Here is an 18633-nt window from a genome sequence, read left to right as displayed (position 1 = left end):
CCGCCCCAGCCACGACGTACCCCTTCTCTGACGGCAAGCGGCTGATTGCTGTGCGCGCGGCACGGGCGCCGGCCGGGCTGGAGCGGGGCGGAGACAGGAGCGCAGGCCCGGCCGGGGGCCGGGCCGCGCGCGGCGAGCAGGGCGAGCCGCCTTGAACCAGTAGAGAAAGTTGTAACTCAGTCGGCCGCGTGGGGTTTGAAGTCGTATGCGCAGGCTGGCAGTTCGGCCCTTTGGCGGTGGGCGAGTGGCAGGAAGAGAACCGGCCGGATCGTCCACGTGATGCGAGTGCTGGCCTGAGTGACCGTGACCGTGCAGGGCTCGGAGCGCAGGAGGGCACGTCGGGTCTCTATGCGGCCCTCGTACAGCCAAGCCCATGCCTGGTCGGAGGCGTCAGTGTCCAGCGCCGGTGAGATCGTGCGGAGTGTGACCGCGACCCATCTGTCTGCCTGGGGTGCCGTGTAGGCGTCGAAGGATGCCCGGAGTGCCGGCGGCTGGTCGCCGCTGAGGTCCTCAGTCCAGCACTCGCACCAGTAGCCGCGCGCGAGTCCCGTCACGATGCCGCTCCTCTGGGGTAGGCGACGAGCACGTAGCGCGTGTTCTCGTCGTACAGGGCGAGTTGGTAGGCCGTGCCTGTGGCCAGATAGGCGAGGGCTCGCTCATGCTCCGGCTCGTCGGTGAGCCAGTGGCGGCCCGGCTGTGCGTATGCGGCGTCGAGCTGGTCCGTGATGTGACTCGTACGCTCCTGAAGCCAACGCAACGCCAGACGGGGGCTTGTGGCGGTGTGCGATCCCAGCGTGATGGAACGGACTTCGTGCAAGGGGTAGGCGGCGGCCCAGCACTGATAAGAGCCGTACCGCCCGCCCGCATGCAGGTCCTCAGCAAGGGCTGACGTCAGCATGACTGACCCTCTGAGCCCGGCTGTGCGAAGAGTTCCGCGGTGACCGTGTGGCCGCCGTCGCTGTCGTGGACCACGACCCTGTGAGCGATGGCGCTGACCATGCCCAGGCCCCGGCCGTGCTCGGCGTCCTCGGCCTGGTCCTCGACCTTCGGGGCCGTAGCCGCGCCTCCGTCGTCCGTGACGGACAGCGCGATCACCTGCGGGGAGACCGCAAGGGCCAGGTGGAACCTGCCGGACTCCAGGCCGCTGACCGTGTGGAGGATCGCGTTCGCGCTCAGCTCGCTCACGATCAGTTCGGCATCCGCCGCTAAGGGCGATCCGCGCAGGATGTCCCGGGTCCAGCGGCGGGCCCGGCTCACTTCTTCTGGGAATCCTGGGCAACTCAGCCCCCAGACCCGGGCTGTACTCGTATACTCGTGCATACAAGTTCCTTCGTGCTGGTAGGCCGCCATGTGCAGCGGGTTCGGGCTAGACGAGTTTCACGCCATCGTGGGCGCGGATGGCCGGCGGGGACGCCGCGTCGAGTGCGTCAAGGACGCGGATCGCGTACGCCTCGTCGGCAAGCTCGGTGACCTCTTCACGGGTGGCCCAGCGCAGCGCACGGGTCTCGTCACCGGTGGTGGGCGTGCCGTCGGCGGCCTCGCAACGGAAGACCAGGGAGACGATCAAGCCCTTCATGTTCTTGTAGACGCCGGTCAGGGCCGCCGGAAGCGCGATCTTGATGCCGGTCTCTTCGAGGACTTCGCGCTGGAGGGCTTCCGGGATGGTCTCCTCGCGTTCGAGGACACCGCCCGGCGGCTCCCACTTGCCGTTGTCACGGCGCTGGATCAGGAGGGCCCGGCCGTGGTCGTCGACGACGACCCCGGCGACGCTCACGGAGTGCGGGCGTTCTGTGCTCACGTTCCTCGGCCCTCTCGGCTGGCTAGGCTCTCCACCGTAGCAACAACACTCGCCCACTCGTCTAGATACCTAAAGGAGTACTCAACGTGAGCCCTCTCCCTTCCGGCCTCCTCGGCGATCTCGACCCCACGAGCGATCGTGCGGTCTTCCGGCAGATCGCTGATCAACTGCGCGAGGCCATTGACCGTGGGCGATTCCGCGAGGGCGAAAAGCTGCCCTCGGAAGCTGAGCTTGTCGAGCACTACGGAGTGTCCCGGATGACCGTCCGGAACTCCTTCTCCATCCTCCAGGGTGAGGGCCTGGTGCACGCCGAGCACGGCAAGGGCGTCTTCGTGCGGCCCCGGCCGCCCGTGCGGCGACTCGCCTCCGACCGCTTCGCCCGGCGACACAGGGAGCAGGGAAAGTCCGCGTTCATCGTGGAGGCCAACGCGGCCGGCAGTCACCCCCAGGTCGACAGCCTTGAGGTCAAGGAAGAGAAGGCCAGCCAGGACATCTCCACCCGACTCGGCTCCGTCCGGCGCGTGCTCGCCCGGCGGCGCCGGTACCTCCTCGACGGACGACCGGTCGAGTTTGCGACCTCCTACCTCCCCCTCGACATCGCGCGCGGCACCCCGATCGCCGAACCCAACCCCGGTCCCGGCGGTATCTATGCCCGCCTGGAAGAGCTGGGCCATCGTCTCGACCACTTCGAGGAAGAGATCCGGGCCCGGATGCCCTCGCCCGCCGAGGTCAAGACGCTGCACCTGGCGGCCGGCGTGCCGGTCATCCATCTGATCCGGACCGCCTTCGACACCGAGGGACGGGCCGTCGAGGTCTGCGACACGGTGATGGCGGCGGACGCGTACGTCCTGTCGTACCAGCTTCCGGCGACGTGATCAGATGGGCGGCGGCACAGCTCTAGACAGTCGATTCGTCCTCGCCATCGAGGACGGGCGGGAACATGTGGCCGATGTTGTTCCACATGAAACCCTCCCGCCAGTCGGGCTTGTCGGCCATCCAGCCGAGGAGTGCTTGGAGGACCTTCTCCTGCGACACCGTCCGGGTCTGGTAGTGCTCCGAGGGGACGCCATCGCGGTATTCCAGCTGGTAGGTGTTGTTGTCGCAGAACCAGGCCTGGATGTACCAGTCGCCCTCTCGTTCCTCGTCCCGCCGGTCAAGGATCAAGTACTCGTTGCCGCGTCGCAGGTTGGCGAGCATGGCCCCTACTGCCGGCTTCGTGGGGCGTTTCAGCTCGTAGCCACGGCCGTTGGTCGCTATCAGCATGGGTGGATTGTGGCGGGTGGGTCTGACACGGGCGCAGGTCGCTTCTCCGAACTCGTACACCCCAACACGCTTACTCGTATAGACGAGTGGGCAAGTTGTGTGGCACAGTGGTCCGCACGAACCAGGGAGATCGGGTTCGCAGAACGGCACATGTATAGACGAGTAGATAGGGGAATTCCCTTGCGCACCATCCGTGTTGAGACCTCCGCTGCGACGATCCTCCTCACCGAGGCCCCTGAGCCGAAGGTCCGCGACCGGCAGACGGGCGAGATCGCCAAGGACGCGAACAGCGGTGAGGCCTTGATGACGATCGGCGTCGTCTACATCGAGGGCGGCGAGTCGTCGCTGATCAAGGTCACCGTGCCGGAGGGTGGCATCTCCGAGGGGCTGGCTCTTGGGGCGCCGGTCTCGCTTCCGGGGCTGGTCGCCCGGCCGTGGGAGTCCGTGTTCAATGGCCAGCAGCGACACGGCATCGCCTACCGGGCCGCCGCCGTCACTCCGGCCGCCTTCCCGGCCGTCACCGGGGCCGCTGCCTGATGACCGACCTGACGACGCTCCTGGAGGTGGGTGGTCCCCTCGCCGCGCTCGGCGGTGGGGCCGCCTACACCCGGGCCAAGCACCCGGCGGTGTACTGGTCCACGGTCGGCCTGCCGATATCCACGGCCCGGCTGCTCGGCTCGTACAGCTCGGTCATGGAAGCCTGCGGCCTGACCGTGGCGCCCTCCCGGCTCCGAGTCCTCGCCGTCAAGGCCACGACCAACCGTGAGGTCCGGCCCGTACCACCCCGGCGGGGCCTCATCCGGCCCACCTCGACCGGCCTCCGGATCCGGCTCCGGCTCGCACCGGGGCAGGAACCCGCCGACGTCGCCGCCTCGGCGGAACGACTGCGGCATGCCTGGGGCGTGCACGCCGTATACGTCACGACCGTCAAACCGGGCGTGGTCGAACTGCGGCTGGTCGGCTACGACGTACTACGGCGGGTGCGGATGCCCCGCAAGGTCGCGAACGGCTTCCTCAAGGTTCCGGTCGCGCTTCGGGAAGATGCCACTCCGTTCGTACGGGACTACCGCACCATCCCGCACCAACTCACCCTCGGCGCCACCCTGTCCGGCAAGTCCATGTACCTGCGCCACCTGATCGCCGGGCTCGCCCGACAGCCCGTCGCCCTGGTCGGCATCGACTGCAAGCGGGGAGTGGAGCTGGCGCCCTTCGCCGCTCGGCTCTCGGCGCTGGCCACCGACCCGGAACAGGCGGCCGAACTGCTGCCCGTACTGGTCAAGGAAATGGAGGACCGATACGACCTGATCAAGACACGACAGGGGATCGCCCCGGACACCCCGGACGAGGAGATCACCTCCGACATCTGGGGCCTGCCCGAGAAGCAACGCCCGGTGCCCATCGTGCTGTTCGTGGACGAAGTGGCGGAACTGTTCCTCGTCGCCACACGCAAGGACGAGGAACGACGGGACGAGATGGTCACCCAGCTCATCCGCCTCGCCCAACTCGGCCGCGCCGCCGGCATCTACCTGGAGGTGTGCGGGCAACGCTTCGGCGCCGAACTCGGCAAGGGCGCCACCATGCTGCGGGCCCAGCTCACCGGCCGCGTATGCCATCGCGTCAACGACGAAGCCTCCGCCAAGATGGCGCTCGGCGACATTGCCCCTGAAGCTGTCTATGCCGCCTGTGCCATCGCCCCCGAACGGCCCGGCCTCGCCGTAGCTGGTGACACCTCCGGCGGCTGGTCCCGCATCCGCACGCCGTACCTCTCCCTCGGCGCCGCCGCCGAGACCTGCCGCGAGTCGGTGGACCTCGTGCCCGACCTGCCCGCCCTCAAGCGCTTCCGGCCCGACACACCCGTGCGCCCGGTCGAGACCGCGACCCCGGCCGTTCTGCCCCACCCGGCAGCCGACTGACCTTCCCCGCTCCCCGCCCGACTCCAGAAGGAGCCGCATCATGCGCGCCCGCCTGGTCCGCGTCGACGCGGTACTCGTCCAAGCACTCATCGCTGCCGCACTGTCTTTCGCCCACCTTCACGACGTCGCCGTGGCGGCCGGACAGGACGGGTGGAAGGCGTGGGCCTATCCCATCTCCGTCGACCTGTTGCTTGTCGCCGCCTGGCGCCAGCTGCGCTCGGGCACGACCAAAGCGGCGGCCTGGTGCTGGTTCGTCATCGCGCTCACGGCGTCCCTCGGCGCCAATGTCGCCACCGCCGGCCTCCTCGACCTCGGCAACGTCCCCGCCTGGCTGCGCATCCTCGTCGCCGGCTGGCCCGCCATCGCCTTCCTCGGCGGGACCCTCCTCGCTCACTCGGTACCGCAGAAGGACGCCAGCACCGAGGACCAGGAGGACGACCCCGAGACGGCACCCGAACCCTCCGACCCACCCGCCATCGAAGCATTGCCAGAGCCTCCGCCCGTGCCGGTCCCGTCCGCCCTGGTCGACCACGCCCGAAAGGTCGCCGCCGAGCACCACGCCCGTACCGGCGCCGCGATCGACACACCGACCCTCCGCGCCCGCCTCGGCGTCCCGGCTCCCATGGCCGAAGCCATCGCCGCCCACCTCTGAAAGGACACCCATGGCCGCCAACCGCAACTTCCGTGACGTCACCCGCATCGGCCCCGTCCAGGTCGGCACCTCCTACGACCAGCGTGGCCGCGAGAAGCACACTGCCGCTTGCACGGCCCCGCGCTGCGGCTTCTCCGCCGACTACGACAGCCGCGCCGCCGCCGAACTGGCCGCCCGTACCCACCGCTGCCCCGTCCGCTGAAAGGGCCAAGACCAACCGTGACCGTCAGTCTGCCGCTCGTGCTCGTCCTCGGTTTCTTCGTCTGGGGAGCGATCAAGTTCCTCGGCATCCGGCCCTGGATCGTCGTCCTGATCGCCCTCTTCGGCTTCTGGCTCTCGCACACCTTCCTCGCCCCCGGCATCGAGTCCGGCACGCGCTCCGGCGTGGGCGTCATAAACGGCACACATGACTAGACGAGTAGATATGGAGAGCCCGGCTGTGTTCCTGCCCAAGTACCCGGACAACCCCACCCCTCCGCCCGCCCACACCCACACCCCGACGGACCCGGCGCCGCTCCAGCGCTACCGCCCGTCCCTCTCCATCGATCAGAAGACGGTCGCGGCCCTGATCGTCGGTGGCGTAGTCCTCACCGCGCTACTGGCCGCCGTCGCTGTCACGGCCATCTCGGTGGCCATCGCCGCCGTGGTCCTGCGCTCGCTCCTCCGCGAGCACAACCGGCGCTGACGCGCCTTGACCTCCGGGGCGGCGCGACACGGCCAAGCATCCGCCGCCCCGGCGGCCCATTCCTCCCGACAACGCCAGTCAGAAGGAGACCGCCATCTTCGCCCGCACCACCCCGCCCCCGCTCCCGGAACTCAGCAACCTCGCCGCCGACGGGACCCTGCCGGGTATCCTCCGGCAGCTCTCCGGGCTCGGCGGCTGCACCCACCCCATCCGGCTGGACGGCCACCGCACCGAGTACGACGTCGACACCACCACCGGTGAGATCGGCCGTGTCCTCCAGCATCTCGACTCGACCGCCCTCCCGGCCGGCCAACTCCTCGTCCGCTGCAACAACCGCCGTACCACCCGCTGCCCTGCCTGCGCCGAGGTCTACCGGCGTGACACCTTCCACCTGATCACCGCCGGACTGCGCGGCGGCAAGGGCACCCCGGAACGCGTCGCCGCCCATCCCCGGGTCTTCGCCACCTTCACCGCCCCCGGCTTCGGCCCGGTCCACAACCGCCGTACCGATGGCCGCCGGTGCCGCTGCGGCACCCACCACGACCAGAACGACGACACCCTTGGCACCCCGCTCGACCCGGACACGTACGACTACGAAGCCGCCGTCCTATGGAACGCGCACGCCGGGCAGCTCTGGCGCCGCTTCTCCATCTACCTGCGCCGTGAGGTCGCCAAGCGCGCGGGCCTGTCACAGCGCCGGTTCCGCGAACACGCCCGCGTCTCCTTCGCCAAGGTCGCCGAGTACCAGAAGCGCGGTGCAGTCCACTTCCATGCCGTGATCCGCATCGACGGCCCCGATGGCGGAGAGACCCCGCCCCCGGCCTGGGCCACCGCTGACTTGCTCACGGACGCCATCAAGGAAGCAGCCGCCAATGTCCGTGTCGACGGTCCGGTGATCGAGGGCCGCACTCATACCTTCGCCTTCGGCCGCCAACTCGACATCCGCACCATCCGCTCCGCCGACTTCAACGACGGCCAGGAGCTGACCGAGCGGGCCGTAGCGGCGTACATCGCCAAGTACGCCACCAAGGGCGCCGAGACCGCGACGGGCGCCCTCGACCGCCCGCTCAAGTTCGCCGCCGAACTCGCCCAGTTCGACATCAGCGACCACGCCCGCCGCCTCATCCGAACCGCCTGGACCCTCGGCGCCCGCAAGGACCTCGAACACCTCCGCCTGCGCGCCTGGGCCCACATGCTCGGATTCCGCGGCCACTTCTCCACCAAGTCCCGCCGCTACTCCACCACCCTCGGCGCCCTCCGCGACGCCCGCGCCGAATGGCGCCGCGCCCAGGCAGCAACCGAAGAACGCCCGACCGACACGACGTACGTCCTCGCCCACTGGGTCTTCGCCGGCACCGGCCTGTCCGACACCGAAGCCTGGCTCGCCGCATCCCTCGAACCCGCCCCCGGAACGGAAGGAGAACCCACCCATGGCTGACCGCTACCTCACCGTGGCTCAGGTGGCCGAACTCCTCGGGACCACGGAACGCTTCCCGCGCCGCCTGATCGCCGAGCGACGCATCACGTTCGTCAAGGTCGGTCGGCACGTTCGCATCCCGGAAAGCTCGCTGAGCGCGTTCATCGACGCCCACACGGTTCAGCCGATCGGTCACCGGCGCGGCTCGCTGCGGAGGGTTGCCTGATGGCCAACAAGCAGGGGAGGCGTAGAAGCTTCGGGTCGGTCCGGCAGCTCCCATCTGGCCGCTGGCAGGTTCGGTACCGCGATCCCGAGACGGGCCAACTGCGCCCGGCCGAGAAGACGTACCCGACCAAGACCGACGCGCAAGCGGCGCTCACACACATCGAGTCCGACATCGCGCGTGGGCACTGGTCGGACCCGGACGCCGGGGCAGTGAACTTCGAGGAGTACGCCGTTGCTTGGCTGCGAGACCGGAAGCTGGCCGATCGCACGCGCGAGCGCAACGAGTCGGTGATTCGGCTGCACATCCTGCCCACGTTCGGGGCCGGGAACGTGGCGGACGTGTCGACGGCTCGGGTGCGCAGCTGGCGCGGCAAGCTCCTCGCCGCCGGCGTCGGGGAGCCGACGGTGGTCAAGGCGTATCAGCTGCTCCGGGCCTTGATGAACACGGCGGTGGACGATGAGCTGATCCGGCGCAACCCATGCCGTATCAAGGGAGCGGACCACTACGACGTGCCAGAGCGGCCGGTCCTCACGGTCGCGGAAGTCTTCGCCGTTGCCGACTCCATCGCTCCGCGCTATCGGCTGCTCGTGCTCCTGGCGGCCTTCACCACTCTCCGGTTCGGAGAGCTGGCGGCCCTGAGGCGCCGGGACATCAACCTGGGGGCACTGACCGTCACAGTGCGCCGCGCTCAGGCCGAACTGCAGAACGGGCGGCTCTTTGACAAGGCGCCGAAGTCCGCAGCCGGCGTCCGCTCCGTCTCCTTCCCGGCTGAACTGCTCGATGAGATCACCCGCCACCTGGAGCACTTTGCCGCGCCTGGCAGCGAGGGGCACATCTTCGTCGGGCCGCAGGGCGGACAACTGCGGCGTAGCAACTTCCGCGACGACTGGGTGCAAGCCCGGAAGGCGGCTGGCGTCACGGCTGAGCTGCACTTCCACGACCTTCGGCACACCGGCAATACGCTTGCCTCCACGGCTGGCGCCAGCACGCGCGAGCTGATGACCCGGATGGGCCACAGCAGCTCACGGGCCGCGCTGATCTATCAGCACATGACCAGCGACCGCGACCGGGCCATCGCTGACCGGCTCGGAGCAATGATCCGGGGCGGTGGGGGAGCGGCGTCCGAGCAGCCCTCCGAGAAGGACCCTGCGGGCCCGTAGTGGCACGCCTGTGGCACGACCCCTGAAACGCCGAAGGGCCAGCCTGGGAGGAATTCCCTCCTGAGCTGGCCCTTCTCTCTGTGCCCCCGGCAGGATTCGAACCTGCGACACCCGCTTTAGGAGAGCGGTGCTCTATCCCCTGAGCTACGAAGGCGGGGCCTTGCGTAAAACGTGGCTGAATACTCTGAGTGACTATTCGCCCCGGTTGCGGCAAGGGTAGGGACCGTCACCGAGGTGGCGGTTCCTGACAGGGTAGCGGATCGGAGTGGGGTGGTGGGCTGGGGCTGATGCCTCAGCCCGGTTAGTGATCGGCGGGGTTTGCCGTCGCCGATGCTGAGGTCGGTGGTCTCTGTGTCGGCGTCTGTGTAGGTGGGGTCCTCTTTGTGGCGGGCGGCGCTGGTGGCGTTCTGGGCGGGCGAGGACGACGAAGCTCTGGGCTTCGGCGCCGAAGACGATCACTCGGCGCTCCAAGGGGAGCGGGGCGAACAGGGGGCCGGCTTCGGAGTCTTCGCGGCCGCCGTAGAGGTGTTGGCGGACGGCGGTGTTGTCTCGGTGTCGCTTTGTCCTTCGTCGCGTTCTCCGGGGATGGTGGCGACGCCGACGGGTACAGTGCGGGACCGCGGTCGGCGGCGTGGACGAGCCCTCACCTGGTCCCCTCCGAGCCGGTGCGGTCAGCCGGTCGGCCGCCTCGTCCGCAGTCCGCGCCGCATGGCGCCGACCGCCTCGCTCACCATCCGCTTGCTGATCTCGGAGTCCACGATCGCGCCCGACGCGTGGAAGGTGCCCGGGAACAGGTGCAGTTCGGTCGGAACGCCGGCCTGGACCAGGCGCTGGGCGTAGTCCATGCCTTCGTCGCGCAGTGGATCGAACTCGGCGACGGCGACGTACGCGGGCGGCACCCAGCGAGGTCCTCGGCTCGGGCGGGCGCTGCGTACGGGGACACATTCGCGCCGCCACGGATGGCGGGGCCGCCGAGATAGTGGTCCCAGATCAGCTCGACGTGCTCCCGCCGTAGCCCCGGGGTGTCGGTGAATGCGCGCACCGACGGCGTCCGGATCCGGTCGTCCAACGCGGGGATGCCCAGGTACTGGAAGTACGGCACCGGACCACCGCGGTCTCGGGCCAGCAGCGCTACGGCGGCCGCAAGTCCGGTGCCGGCGCTGTCGCCGCCCACGCCGATCCGCCCGGGGTCTACGCCCACCTCGGCCGCGTGTGCGAACGTCCACGCCAGCGCGGCGTAGCAGTCCTCCAGCCCGGCGGGGAAGGGGTTCTCCGGGGCCAGCCGGTACCCCACGGAGACCACCACCGCGCCGGTCTCCGCTGCGAACATGGAACTGCCGCCGTTCGACATTTCGATGCTGCCGAGGACGAACCCGCCGCCATGGAAGGAGACCAGCGCAGACCGGACCTCCTCGTCACCCTTCGGCGTGTAAATCCGCACCGGCACCTCGGGCGCCCCCGCGGGGCCCGGGACGTTCTCCTCCCGCACGTCGGCCGGGAACGGGTTCCCGCGCCGGCTCAACACCGTGAGCAGGTCCGCCTCCTGCGCGCGGGCCGCCGGGATGTCGTCGTACGGCAGCTCAGGGAGCATGGCGACCCAGGGGGCGAGTTCCGGATCGATGGCGTGGGGCATGGCGTGCTCCTTGTGGTCCTCTCTTCGCTGCTTGCGGTCGCACGCGTGCGCGGTCCGTGGCAGTGCCGCCGGCGGCCGTCGCCCGCCAACTGTCGGGCGTGCCCAACCGCCCATGAGACACCTGCTGCTCCGCTTGTCGGCTAGACGCGGGTGCCGGCAATGCGGTCCGTGTAGTGACGTTCTTCGTTTGGTCTCGGTTGGTTACGGCTTCCTGCGAGATCCGGTATGCCGTGAGGTCCACGCCGGCCACAGCGGACGCGGTTCCCCGTCGTGGGGCAGCAGGATCTGCTGCCCCACGAGCGGACGATTCCCACGGACCTCACCGCGGCCGCCACCGCGCTGACGGAAACCATTGATGGGGCCGACACGGCCCAGTGGTCCACCGGGCCGCAGTCCGGTGGACCAGACAACCAACGAACCCCAGACGACGGCGCGTGCTGGGCGGCATGGCGGCAGAGGTGCGTGACGAGGGTATGGGGTGCCGCGAAGCCCGCTGAGGGGACTCACGGTCGGGTGGATGCGGAAAATACACAGCGCCCCCGCGTCCATCTCTGGCCTGAGCCAGTGAGTTGATCCCTGGCGGCGCCGCCTTCGGCGCCGGCGATCGCCTCGTCGGAAGCGGCGGGATCTTTAGCCACTGTCCAGCCTGCTGGCCCCGCTCATGGTGTGACGGACCGCGCTGTACCGGGGAGGGAGGTTTAGGGGCGCGCCAGGCCCCCCCTGGGTCCTGGCGCGAAAATTAAAGAATTGCAAAAATGCGCTGCTCGGCGTAGGGGCACAGTCCTCGCGGCCTGCGTCGCGGCCGAGAGGCGGGTGCCATGGTCTGTGCGCCGACAGGTGTGGGCATCACGGCACGGCAGCGGCTAGCAGGCGAAAAGGCGTTCGGTAAGTCGCTGTCCGACAGCGAATCGCCGCAGTGTGAGCTGTTCGAGAAACTGCAGACCGAGCATGGACCGTGCTGGTCGTCATGGACCAGCCGGCATTGTTCGGGACCCCGGCCGTTGGCGTCGCGCCAGACGCGGCCGGTGACGCTTCCGCGGACCGGCTCGCCTTGTTCGCACCCGGCAGACTCCCCGAACCCGTCGATCTGAGCGGCGCGTGACGGTACGGCCGACGAGGCCCAGCTCGGGAACGGGTACGCCCCGGACGGTGTCGGCGGTCGGCCCGGGAGGGACTCCGCTCCCGAATCGGTGGTGTAGCCCGCTCCACCACCGATTGGGGAGTGCGGCCCGTCGCGCCACCACGCTCGCGGGCGGAATTCTGGAGATCAGGAAAACGCACCTCCCACAGTCCCTGACCGGGGCTGACAACACGCGGCAGGGGCGGCTCATCCCTCTTTCGACGTTTTTTCGACCGCTGATGTGGAGGCTCTCCCCGCCATGGCAACTGTCCTGTATCACCTGGGCCGTGTGGCCTTCCGATGGCGCTGGTTCGTTTCCGTGTTCTGGGTAGTGGCTCTGGGCGCCCTCGGCGTCGCCGCGGCCAAGGCCCCCGCGGCTGCCGACGAGGGCTTCACGATGCCCGGCATCGAGTCGCAGAAGGCGTTCGACCTGCTGGAGCACCGTTACCCGGGTACGGCGGCGGACGGGGCGAACGCGCGGATCGTGTTCGTGGCACCCAGTGGTGAGAAGATCACCGCGGCCGAGAACAGGCAGGCTGTGGAGAGACTGGTCGACGAGGCCGCCAACGGGTCACAGGTCGTCTCCGCCGTCGATCCCTTCCAGGCCAAGGCCGTCAGCAAGGACGCGACCACCGCGTACGCCACCGTCTCCTTCAAGGCCAAGGCCAGTGACCTCACCGACGCGAGCAAGGCGCACCTGCGGAAGGCCATCGACCAGGCGCGGCACGCGGGTCTGACCGTGGAGGTCGGCGGGGACGCGCTCGCGGCCCAGCCCGCGGCCGGTGGTGCCACCGAGGTCGTCGGTATTGCCGTCGCCGCGGTCGTCCTGCTGATCACTTTCGGATCGCTGGCGGCGGCCGGGCTTCCGTTGCTGACCGCGATCCTCGGCGTCGGGGTCAGCATGACCGCGATCACCGCGTTGAGCGGCACCTTCGGCCTGTCGGAAAGTACGGGCACACTGGCGACGATGCTGGGCCTGGCGTGCGGTATCGACTACGCGCTGTTCGTCGTCTCCCGCTACCGCGAGGAGCGGGCCAAGGGACATGACCCGAGGACCGCGGCCGGGCTCGCCGTCGGTACGGCCGGCTCGGCGGTCGTCTTCGCCGGCCTCACCGTCGTCGTCGCCCTCGCCGGGCTCTTCGTGGTCGGCATCCCGATGCTCACGAAGATGGGTCTGGCCGCCGCCGGCGCGGTGCTTCTGGCCGTCCTCGTCTGCCTCACACTCGTTCCGGCGCTGCTCGGATTCTGGCCCAACGCCGTGCTGGAGCGCGGGGCGCGCAAGAACTCCAAGCGTTACCAGAGGAAGCAGCGCAGGCGGGACAACGGCGGCTCGCGCTGGGCACGGATCGTCGTACGGCGTCCGCTCCCCGTGCTCCTGCTGGGCGTTGTGGGCCTCGGCGCGGTCGCCGTCCCGGCCATGAACCTCCAACTGGGCATGCCGGGCGATGAGGCGAAGCCGACCTCCAGCACCGAGCGGCGAGCCTACGACGACCTGGCCAAGGGCTTCGGCCCCGGCTTCAACGGCCCGCTGACCATCGTCGTGGACGCCAAGGCCACGGGGGGCGCCGAAGAGGCGAAGGCCGCCGTACGGACGATCGAGAGGGACATCGCGGCCACCGACGGCATCGTCTCCGTCTCGCCCGCCCGGTTCAACCAGGCCGGTGACACGGCGGTCTTCGCCGCCACTCCCGCCACCAGCCCCACCGACAAGAAGACCCAGGACCTCGTCACCACCATCCGCGACGAACGCCCCGGCATCGAGGCCAAGACCGCGGGCGCGACCTTCGAGGTCACCGGAAAGACCGCGCTGAACATCGACGTCGCCGAGAAGGTGCAGGCTTCCCTGGTCCCCTATCTCGCGGTGGTGGTCGGCCTGGCGATTGTCCTTCTGCTGCTGGTCTTCCGCTCCCTGCTCGTGCCGGTCAAGGCCGCCGTCGGCTTCCTGCTCTCGGTGCTGGCGGCCCTGGGTGCGGTCGTCCTGGTCTTCCAGGAGGGGCACGGCGCCGACCTGCTGGGTGTGGAGTCCACCGGGCCCATCATGAGCATGATGCCGATCTTCCTGGTGGGCATAGTCTTCGGACTGGCCATGGACTACGAGGTGTTCCTCGTCTCGCGGGTGCGTGAGTCCTACGTTCATGGCGACACGGCCAAGTCGGCGGTGGTCTCCGGGTTCCGCTACAGCGCGCGGGTGGTCGTGGCCGCAGCGCTGATCATGATCGCGGTGTTCTCCGGGTTCATCGGCGCCGACGAGTCGATGATCAAGATGATCGGCTTCGGGCTGGCGATCGCGGTCCTCTTCGATGCCTTCATCGTGCGGATGATGATCGTGCCGGCCGTGCTGTCCCTGCTGGGCGACAAAGCGTGGTACCTGCCGCGCTGGATGAACCGACTGCTGCCGAACATCGATGTCGAGGGCGAGAAGCTCAACGCCAAGGTGCCTGCCCCCGAGCGGGCGGTGCGGGAGGAACCCCCCGTCACAGAGCCGGTTCCCTTCGGCTGAGCATCGGCCGACCAACTGCGGCGGACGCATCTCCTGATCCGTCCGCCCGCTGACCGGGGCCGCTCTGAGCGGTGGCGGCCCCGCCGCGCCGAACCCGTGGGGACGGAGGTCCGGCGCGAACCCGGGCCCGGTGGGTCGAGCCTTCCCCTGGCTCGCCGCCGGGCCCGCGGATTTCTCTTCGTGCGGCCGCCTCCCAGGATCGGCCCCTCGTGTGTGGCTGCCCATGAGCGCCTGCGGGGTGTAGCCCGCTACACCCCTGCTTCGGGAGGGTGCCCCCTCCTTGCGGCGCCTCTCGGACGGAATCGTGGAGACCACGAGAAGCCGCCTCTCCACCTCGCTGACCAGGACGGAAACGCATCGGGCGAGGCGTCCCCCGACCTCCGACCGATCCCCGATGGGAGAGTCCGCGATGAACATCACGGTCGCCGCGCTCCTGGCGCTCGCCTCCGTCGCCGCCTACGCCGCCGCGGCCGCGATGCAGCACCGTGTGGCCTCCACCGCTTCGGGCCGCACGGGCCTGCGCGCCCTGCTGGCCAACGCTGCCTGGTGGGTGTCGAACGCCGCCAACGCCACGGGTGCGGCCCTGCACGTGGCCGCCCTGAAGTACGGCACGCTCACCCTCGCGCAGTGCCTCGGCGCACTCACCGTCGTCGCCGCGGTACCCCTCGGCGCCCGCGCCGGCCAACGACGTGTCACCCGTGCCGAATGGCGAGGTGTGGCGCTCACCCTCGCGGGCTTCACCGCCCTGCTCCCGCTCACCGTCACCGGCACGGGGTCTACCACCGTCCTGTCCGCCCCGGCCGCCGTCGTGGTGACGGCCGTCACCTGCCTCACCATCTCCGTCGCCCTGTCCGTGCGCGGCGGTGCACGGCGTTCACTGGCCCGGGCGGCCGCCTCGGGCATCGCCTCGGGCACCGGGTCCGCGCTCACCCAGACCGTCCTGCACACGGACCACCTCCTTTCCTGGCACACCGCCCTGACAGCCGTCGCCGCCGTCGTACTGGCCCTCGCCGGTCTGCTCCTGTCGCAATCCGCCTACGCCGGCGGCCTCGGCGCACCCCTGGCGACCCTCACCCTGGCGAACCCGGTCACCGCGGCCGTCATCGGCGTGAGCCTCCTCGGCGACCGGATCCACGGCGGGCCCGCAGGTGTTCTCCTCGCCGTCGCCGGCGCAGCCCTCGCGGTCCGGGGCGTCCTCGTCCTCGCCGACCCCGCGGAGTCCACCCCCGCTGAGTCCGCCCTTTCGAAGCCCTCCTCGGCGGACCCCCGTTCCACGACTTCCCCCGTATCGGACAGCGCCGACCTCCGTCCGGCGGCCCAGCACCAGAGCCACACCGCTCCGCCCCCGTGGTCCCCGGCGGTCGGCCGCCGCCCGCACCCGCACCTCGCGGTCATGCCCGAACCGGAAGGCAGAACACTGTGACACTCCGTGACTTGCGCATCACCTTCGCTGGAGGCCTCGTCGCCGCCGGCGCCCTGACCGCCGCCGTCGCCGCCGCGCACGACGGCGGACACGAAGACAAGCCCGCCGTGTCTGTGGCCTGGGCGAAGGGCCCCTACGTGGCTCTCGGCGACTCGTACACCGCAGGCCCGATGATTCCCGGCCAGCACGGAACTCCGGCCGGGTGCGCCCGCTCCGACCACAACTACCCCTCCCTGGTCGCCGCCCGACTCGGCATCACGGCCACGGACTTCCGCGACATGAGCTGCACCGGCGCAACCGTCGCCGACCTCACCGCGCCTCAGCACACCGACGACGGCACCAACCCTGCCCAGCTCACAGCCCTGTCGGCGAAGACCCGCCTCGTCAGCATCGGCATCGGCGGCAACGACACAGGGTTCGGCCCGATGATCAAACGCTGCGTCACCATGGGGGCGGTCTACCACGCCCTGGGCAGTGGCACGTACATCTCCGACGACTCGCCCTGCAAGCGGCTCTCCACCGAAGACGGCAGCAACGACCAGGTCGAACGGAAGACCGGCACCGCGGGCGCCCGGCTGGCCGACGCGCTGCGGGAGATCAAGCGTCGTGCTCCCGAGGCCCACGTGTACGTGGTCGGCTATCCGGACATTCTGTCCACCGACAGCTCCGCCTGCGAACGAGTCATGTCCCTCGCCCCGGGCGACATGGCCTATCTGCGAGAGAAGGAACAGCGGCTCAACACCGAACTGCGCGAGCGAGCCGAAGCCGCGGGAGCGGTGTACGTCGACACCTACGGGCCCTCCGAGGACCACAATGCCTGCTCGGCAGAGGACACCCGCTGGATCGAACCGCTCCTGCCCAGCAGCCTGGCGGTGGCCGTCCACCCCAATGCGCGTGGTGAGCAGGGCATGGCCGACGCCGTTCTGCGAACCATACGATGAGTCGTCAGGAAGACGCCCGATAGGGGCTGTTGAGATAGGCCAACACAGCGAGCACCCTGCGGTGGCCGCTGTCGCTGGGCGGCAGGTGCAGCTTCAGAAAGACGTTGCCGATGTGCTTGCTGACCGAGCGTTCCGTGATGACCAGGGTCTTGGCGATGGTGGCGTTGTCGTGGCCCTCGGCCATGAGTTGCAGCACTTCGCGCTCGCGTGCCGTCAGAGAGTCGATCGGCGTGTCACGACGGCGAGTGAGGAGCTCGGAGACCACCTCCGGGTCGAGGGCGGTGCCGCCGCCGGCCACTCGTTCCAGCGCATCGAGGAACTCGTCGACACGGCCCACACGATCCTTGAGCAGGTACCCGACACCGCTCGCACCGCCCACCAGGAGATCGGCCGCGTACGACTCCTCGACATACTGCGAGAGCACGAGCATCGGCAGACCGGGGATGTTCCTCCGGGCCTCCAGAGCCGCGCGCAGTCCCTCATCGCGGAAGCTGGGGGGCATGCGTACGTCCAGCACGGCCACGTCAGGGCGATGCTCCAGCAGCGCAGGCAGGATCTCCGGCCCGCTCCCGACCACGGCCACCACCTCATGACCGGCCGACCTCAGCAGCAGGACCATCCCTTCTCTGAGCAGGGCGTTGTCCTCGGCGATCACCACACGCACGGCAGTTGCACCTCGATCACGGTCGGGCCCCCGGCGGGGCTGGACACCTGCACGCTACCGTCCAGCGCGGCGACCCTGCGGCGGATGCCCAGCAAGCCCGTGCCCTCGTTCTCGTCCGCGCCGCCGTGGCCGTCGTCCCGGACGACGGTACGCAGACCGGCGCGGAGGCGTTCCAACCGGACGTCGGCCCGTCGGCCGCCGCTGTACTTGGCGGCGTTGGTGAGTGCCTCCGCGACCGCGAAGTACGCCGCGGCCTCGACGGCGGCCGGCGGCCGCGGCCCCTCCTCCAGACCCCCCTTCACCTCCACGATCACCTCCAAGCCGCTGCTCGCGGCCAGCGCCCTGACGGCGCCCACGAGGCCCCGGTCGGTGAGGATCGGCGGGTGAATGCCCCGCACCACCTGCCGCAGTTCCGTGAGGGCCTCCTGCGCCTGAGCATGGGCCTCGGCGAGCAGCTTGCGCGCCCCCTCCGGATCCCGGTCGTAGGCACGCTGCGCCAGCCCGATCCTCATGGACAGCGCCACAAGGCGGGCCTGGGCGCCGTCGTGGAGATCGCGCTCGATGCGGCGAAGCTCGGCCTCGTGCGCGGCGATGGCGTCGGCACGGGTGGCTGCCAGCGCCTCGACCCGGGCGGCCAGCAGCGCCTTGGGTGACGGCCTGAGCAGAGCGGTCGACCAACGGGCTTCCAGATCGGCGATCTTCGTGATCAACGGCAGCACGACCGGCGCGCGGCGCAGCAGACCGCTCCACACGCCGTCCACGACCAGAGCCAGGGGCCACAAGGGCAGCGCCAGGGCAAGGAGAGCGCCGTACAGATACGAGGCAATCATCCAGCGCAGGTCGAGGAGGGTGCCAGGGTCACGAACCACGGCCCGCAGACGCACGCGCAACGGCCCGTCGAGAGCCTGATACGCCTCGGGAATCTCCCGTCCCGTCCACGCGGTCGTCATGCGCCGCTTCGCTCCCGCGATACGGCGGATCACCAGCACGGTCTCGGGCAGCATCCAAGCGCCGGCCACCGCGACCGTTCCCACGGCCGTGATGATCAGAACGGTGATGAAGATGTACAGGCCGAAGGCCATGACAGCGGCCAGGAACAGATGGACGGTGGCACGCCCTGCCCGCCGCAACGATTTACCCATACGGCCACGCTAGGCGACCGGACACCGACAACCGGGAGAGCAGACCACACCATCGTGGTGTAGCCGGCTACACCATCCCCCGGGGACGGCACACCT

20 protein-coding genes, 1 tRNA gene and 1 pseudogene are annotated in these 18633 nt (G+C 69.7%); 13 read left to right on the top strand and 9 right to left on the bottom strand.

Translation table 11 applies throughout. From position 1 onward, the window contains the following. Window positions 1-176: 176 nt before the first annotated feature. Genes ACFC8N_RS08315 through ACFC8N_RS08300 form a run of 4 tightly spaced genes read right to left on the bottom strand, consistent with a single transcriptional unit; the run spans window position 177 to window position 1774 of the window. Window positions 177-554 carry a hypothetical protein gene (locus ACFC8N_RS08315; protein ID WP_228623261.1) on the bottom strand — a complete coding sequence of 126 codons (378 nt, stop codon included), beginning with the start codon at window positions 552-554 and terminating at the stop codon, window positions 177-179. Next, window positions 551-898 carry a hypothetical protein gene (locus ACFC8N_RS08310; RefSeq protein WP_376287463.1) on the bottom strand — a complete coding sequence of 116 codons (348 nt, stop codon included), beginning with the start codon at window positions 896-898 and terminating at the stop codon, window positions 551-553. The genes ACFC8N_RS08315 and ACFC8N_RS08310 overlap by 4 nt, the downstream gene beginning before the upstream one ends. After that, entirely contained in the window at window positions 892-1320 is a 429-nt protein-coding gene (locus ACFC8N_RS08305; RefSeq protein WP_376287461.1) for an ATP-binding protein, read from the bottom strand. Before ACFC8N_RS08305 ends, ACFC8N_RS08310 begins: the two co-directional genes overlap by 7 nt. A 46-nt stretch (window positions 1321-1366) precedes the next feature. Then, a complete protein-coding gene (locus tag ACFC8N_RS08300) occupies window positions 1367-1774 on the bottom strand; it encodes an NUDIX hydrolase (RefSeq protein WP_228623305.1) in 408 nt (135 codons plus the stop codon). A 110-nt stretch (window positions 1775-1884) separates the two neighbouring features. On the opposite strand from ACFC8N_RS08300, the gene ACFC8N_RS08295 reads away from it, so the two are divergent. After that, entirely contained in the window at window positions 1885-2673 is a 789-nt protein-coding gene (locus tag ACFC8N_RS08295) for a GntR family transcriptional regulator (protein WP_228623264.1), read from the top strand. A 22-nt stretch (window positions 2674-2695) separates the two neighbouring features. On the opposite strand, the gene ACFC8N_RS08290 is transcribed toward ACFC8N_RS08295, so the two are convergent. After that, complete coding sequence (locus ACFC8N_RS08290) at window positions 2696-3061, bottom strand: hypothetical protein (RefSeq protein ID WP_376287459.1); 366 nt, start codon at window positions 3059-3061, stop codon at window positions 2696-2698. A 180-nt stretch (window positions 3062-3241) separates the two neighbouring features. Here ACFC8N_RS08290 and ACFC8N_RS08285 point away from each other — a divergent pair, with 180 nt between their 5' ends. From ACFC8N_RS08285 to ACFC8N_RS08245, 9 genes are all read left to right on the top strand, one after another. Beyond that, entirely contained in the window at window positions 3242-3598 is a 357-nt protein-coding gene (locus ACFC8N_RS08285; protein ID WP_376287457.1) for a hypothetical protein, read from the top strand. Next, window positions 3598-4974, top strand: coding sequence for an FtsK/SpoIIIE domain-containing protein (locus ACFC8N_RS08280; protein WP_376287455.1), 1377 nt, complete (start codon window positions 3598-3600; stop codon window positions 4972-4974). The genes ACFC8N_RS08285 and ACFC8N_RS08280 overlap by 1 nt, the downstream gene beginning before the upstream one ends. 40 nt (window positions 4975-5014) lie before the next feature. Continuing rightward, window positions 5015-5626 (top strand): DUF2637 domain-containing protein, encoded by a 612-nt coding sequence (locus ACFC8N_RS08275; protein WP_376287454.1) that lies wholly within the window; start codon window positions 5015-5017, stop codon window positions 5624-5626. A 10-nt stretch (window positions 5627-5636) separates the two neighbouring features. Continuing rightward, on the top strand, window positions 5637-5828 hold the full coding sequence (locus ACFC8N_RS08270) for a mobile element transfer protein (RefSeq protein ID WP_228623269.1): 192 nt from the start codon (window positions 5637-5639) through the stop codon (window positions 5826-5828). 17 nt (window positions 5829-5845) lie between these two features. Continuing rightward, window positions 5846-6040, top strand: a complete 195-nt coding sequence (locus tag ACFC8N_RS08265) for a hypothetical protein (protein WP_376287452.1) — start codon at window positions 5846-5848, stop codon at window positions 6038-6040. Window positions 6041-6065: 25 nt separating this feature from the next. Further along, complete coding sequence (locus tag ACFC8N_RS08260; protein WP_376287739.1) at window positions 6066-6311, top strand: SpdD protein; 246 nt, start codon at window positions 6066-6068, stop codon at window positions 6309-6311. Between the two features lie 157 nt (window positions 6312-6468). Beyond that, window positions 6469-7749 (top strand): replication initiator, encoded by a 1281-nt coding sequence (locus ACFC8N_RS08255; protein WP_376287737.1) that lies wholly within the window; start codon window positions 6469-6471, stop codon window positions 7747-7749. Then, window positions 7742-7954: an excisionase family DNA-binding protein gene (locus tag ACFC8N_RS08250; protein WP_228623273.1), complete on the top strand. Its 213-nt coding sequence runs from the start codon at window positions 7742-7744 to the stop codon at window positions 7952-7954. The genes ACFC8N_RS08255 and ACFC8N_RS08250 overlap by 8 nt, the downstream gene beginning before the upstream one ends. Continuing rightward, window positions 7954-9114 carry a tyrosine-type recombinase/integrase gene (locus tag ACFC8N_RS08245; RefSeq protein ID WP_376287450.1) on the top strand — a complete coding sequence of 387 codons (1161 nt, stop codon included), beginning with the start codon at window positions 7954-7956 and terminating at the stop codon, window positions 9112-9114. The genes ACFC8N_RS08250 and ACFC8N_RS08245 overlap by 1 nt, the downstream gene beginning before the upstream one ends. An 81-nt stretch (window positions 9115-9195) precedes the next feature. Here the strand turns inward: ACFC8N_RS08245 and ACFC8N_RS08240 are convergent. Beyond that, a tRNA-Arg gene (locus ACFC8N_RS08240) sits at window positions 9196-9268 on the bottom strand. Window positions 9269-9785: 517 nt separating this feature from the next. Further along, a pseudogene (locus ACFC8N_RS08235) lies at window positions 9786-10705 on the bottom strand (alpha/beta hydrolase). Between the two features lie 1421 nt (window positions 10706-12126). On the opposite strand from ACFC8N_RS08235, the gene ACFC8N_RS08230 reads away from it, so the two are divergent. From ACFC8N_RS08230 to ACFC8N_RS08220, 3 genes are all read left to right on the top strand, one after another. Continuing rightward, on the top strand, window positions 12127-14367 hold the full coding sequence (locus tag ACFC8N_RS08230) for an MMPL family transporter (protein ID WP_376287448.1): 2241 nt from the start codon (window positions 12127-12129) through the stop codon (window positions 14365-14367). A 409-nt stretch (window positions 14368-14776) separates the two neighbouring features. Further along, window positions 14777-15790 carry a DMT family transporter gene (locus ACFC8N_RS08225; RefSeq protein WP_376287447.1) on the top strand — a complete coding sequence of 338 codons (1014 nt, stop codon included), beginning with the start codon at window positions 14777-14779 and terminating at the stop codon, window positions 15788-15790. Window positions 15791-15801: 11 nt separating this feature from the next. Then, window positions 15802-16731, top strand: a complete 930-nt coding sequence (locus ACFC8N_RS08220; RefSeq protein WP_376287445.1) for an SGNH/GDSL hydrolase family protein — start codon at window positions 15802-15804, stop codon at window positions 16729-16731. A 4-nt stretch (window positions 16732-16735) separates the two neighbouring features. On the opposite strand, the gene ACFC8N_RS08215 is transcribed toward ACFC8N_RS08220, so the two are convergent. Both ACFC8N_RS08215 and ACFC8N_RS08210 read right to left on the bottom strand, forming a co-directional pair. Next, entirely contained in the window at window positions 16736-17395 is a 660-nt protein-coding gene (locus tag ACFC8N_RS08215; RefSeq protein ID WP_376287443.1) for a LuxR C-terminal-related transcriptional regulator, read from the bottom strand. After that, a complete protein-coding gene (locus ACFC8N_RS08210) occupies window positions 17383-18537 on the bottom strand; it encodes a histidine kinase (protein ID WP_356019878.1) in 1155 nt (384 codons plus the stop codon). Before ACFC8N_RS08210 ends, ACFC8N_RS08215 begins: the two co-directional genes overlap by 13 nt. Window positions 18538-18633 lie beyond the last annotated feature (96 nt).

Origin of the sequence: Streptomyces sp. NPDC055966, assembly GCF_042269865.1 — a bacterium.
Lineage (GTDB): Bacteria > Actinomycetota > Actinomycetes > Streptomycetales > Streptomycetaceae > Streptomyces.
This window is presented reverse-complemented; position numbering and strand designations above follow the sequence as displayed.

What these genes read in the sequence shown, in the direction of transcription:
- ACFC8N_RS08310 (WP_376287463.1), bottom strand. Translation starts at nt 898, where the DNA reads ATGCTGACGTCAGCCCTTGCTGAGGACCTGCATGCGGGCGGGCGGTAC.
- ACFC8N_RS08305 (WP_376287461.1), bottom strand. Translation starts at nt 1,320, where the DNA reads ATGCACGAGTATACGAGTACAGCCCGGGTCTGGGGGCTGAGTTGCCCA.
- ACFC8N_RS08290 (WP_376287459.1), bottom strand. Translation starts at nt 3,061, where the DNA reads ATGCTGATAGCGACCAACGGCCGTGGCTACGAGCTGAAACGCCCCACG.
- ACFC8N_RS08280 (WP_376287455.1), top strand. Translation starts at nt 3,598, where the DNA reads ATGACCGACCTGACGACGCTCCTGGAGGTGGGTGGTCCCCTCGCCGCG.
- ACFC8N_RS08275 (WP_376287454.1), top strand. Translation starts at nt 5,015, where the DNA reads ATGCGCGCCCGCCTGGTCCGCGTCGACGCGGTACTCGTCCAAGCACTC.
- ACFC8N_RS08270 (WP_228623269.1), top strand. Translation starts at nt 5,637, where the DNA reads ATGGCCGCCAACCGCAACTTCCGTGACGTCACCCGCATCGGCCCCGTC.
- ACFC8N_RS08250 (WP_228623273.1), top strand. Translation starts at nt 7,742, where the DNA reads ATGGCTGACCGCTACCTCACCGTGGCTCAGGTGGCCGAACTCCTCGGG.
- ACFC8N_RS08245 (WP_376287450.1), top strand. Translation starts at nt 7,954, where the DNA reads ATGGCCAACAAGCAGGGGAGGCGTAGAAGCTTCGGGTCGGTCCGGCAG.
- ACFC8N_RS08230 (WP_376287448.1), top strand. Translation starts at nt 12,127, where the DNA reads ATGGCAACTGTCCTGTATCACCTGGGCCGTGTGGCCTTCCGATGGCGC.
- ACFC8N_RS08225 (WP_376287447.1), top strand. Translation starts at nt 14,777, where the DNA reads ATGAACATCACGGTCGCCGCGCTCCTGGCGCTCGCCTCCGTCGCCGCC.
- ACFC8N_RS08210 (WP_356019878.1), bottom strand. Translation starts at nt 18,537, where the DNA reads ATGGGTAAATCGTTGCGGCGGGCAGGGCGTGCCACCGTCCATCTGTTC.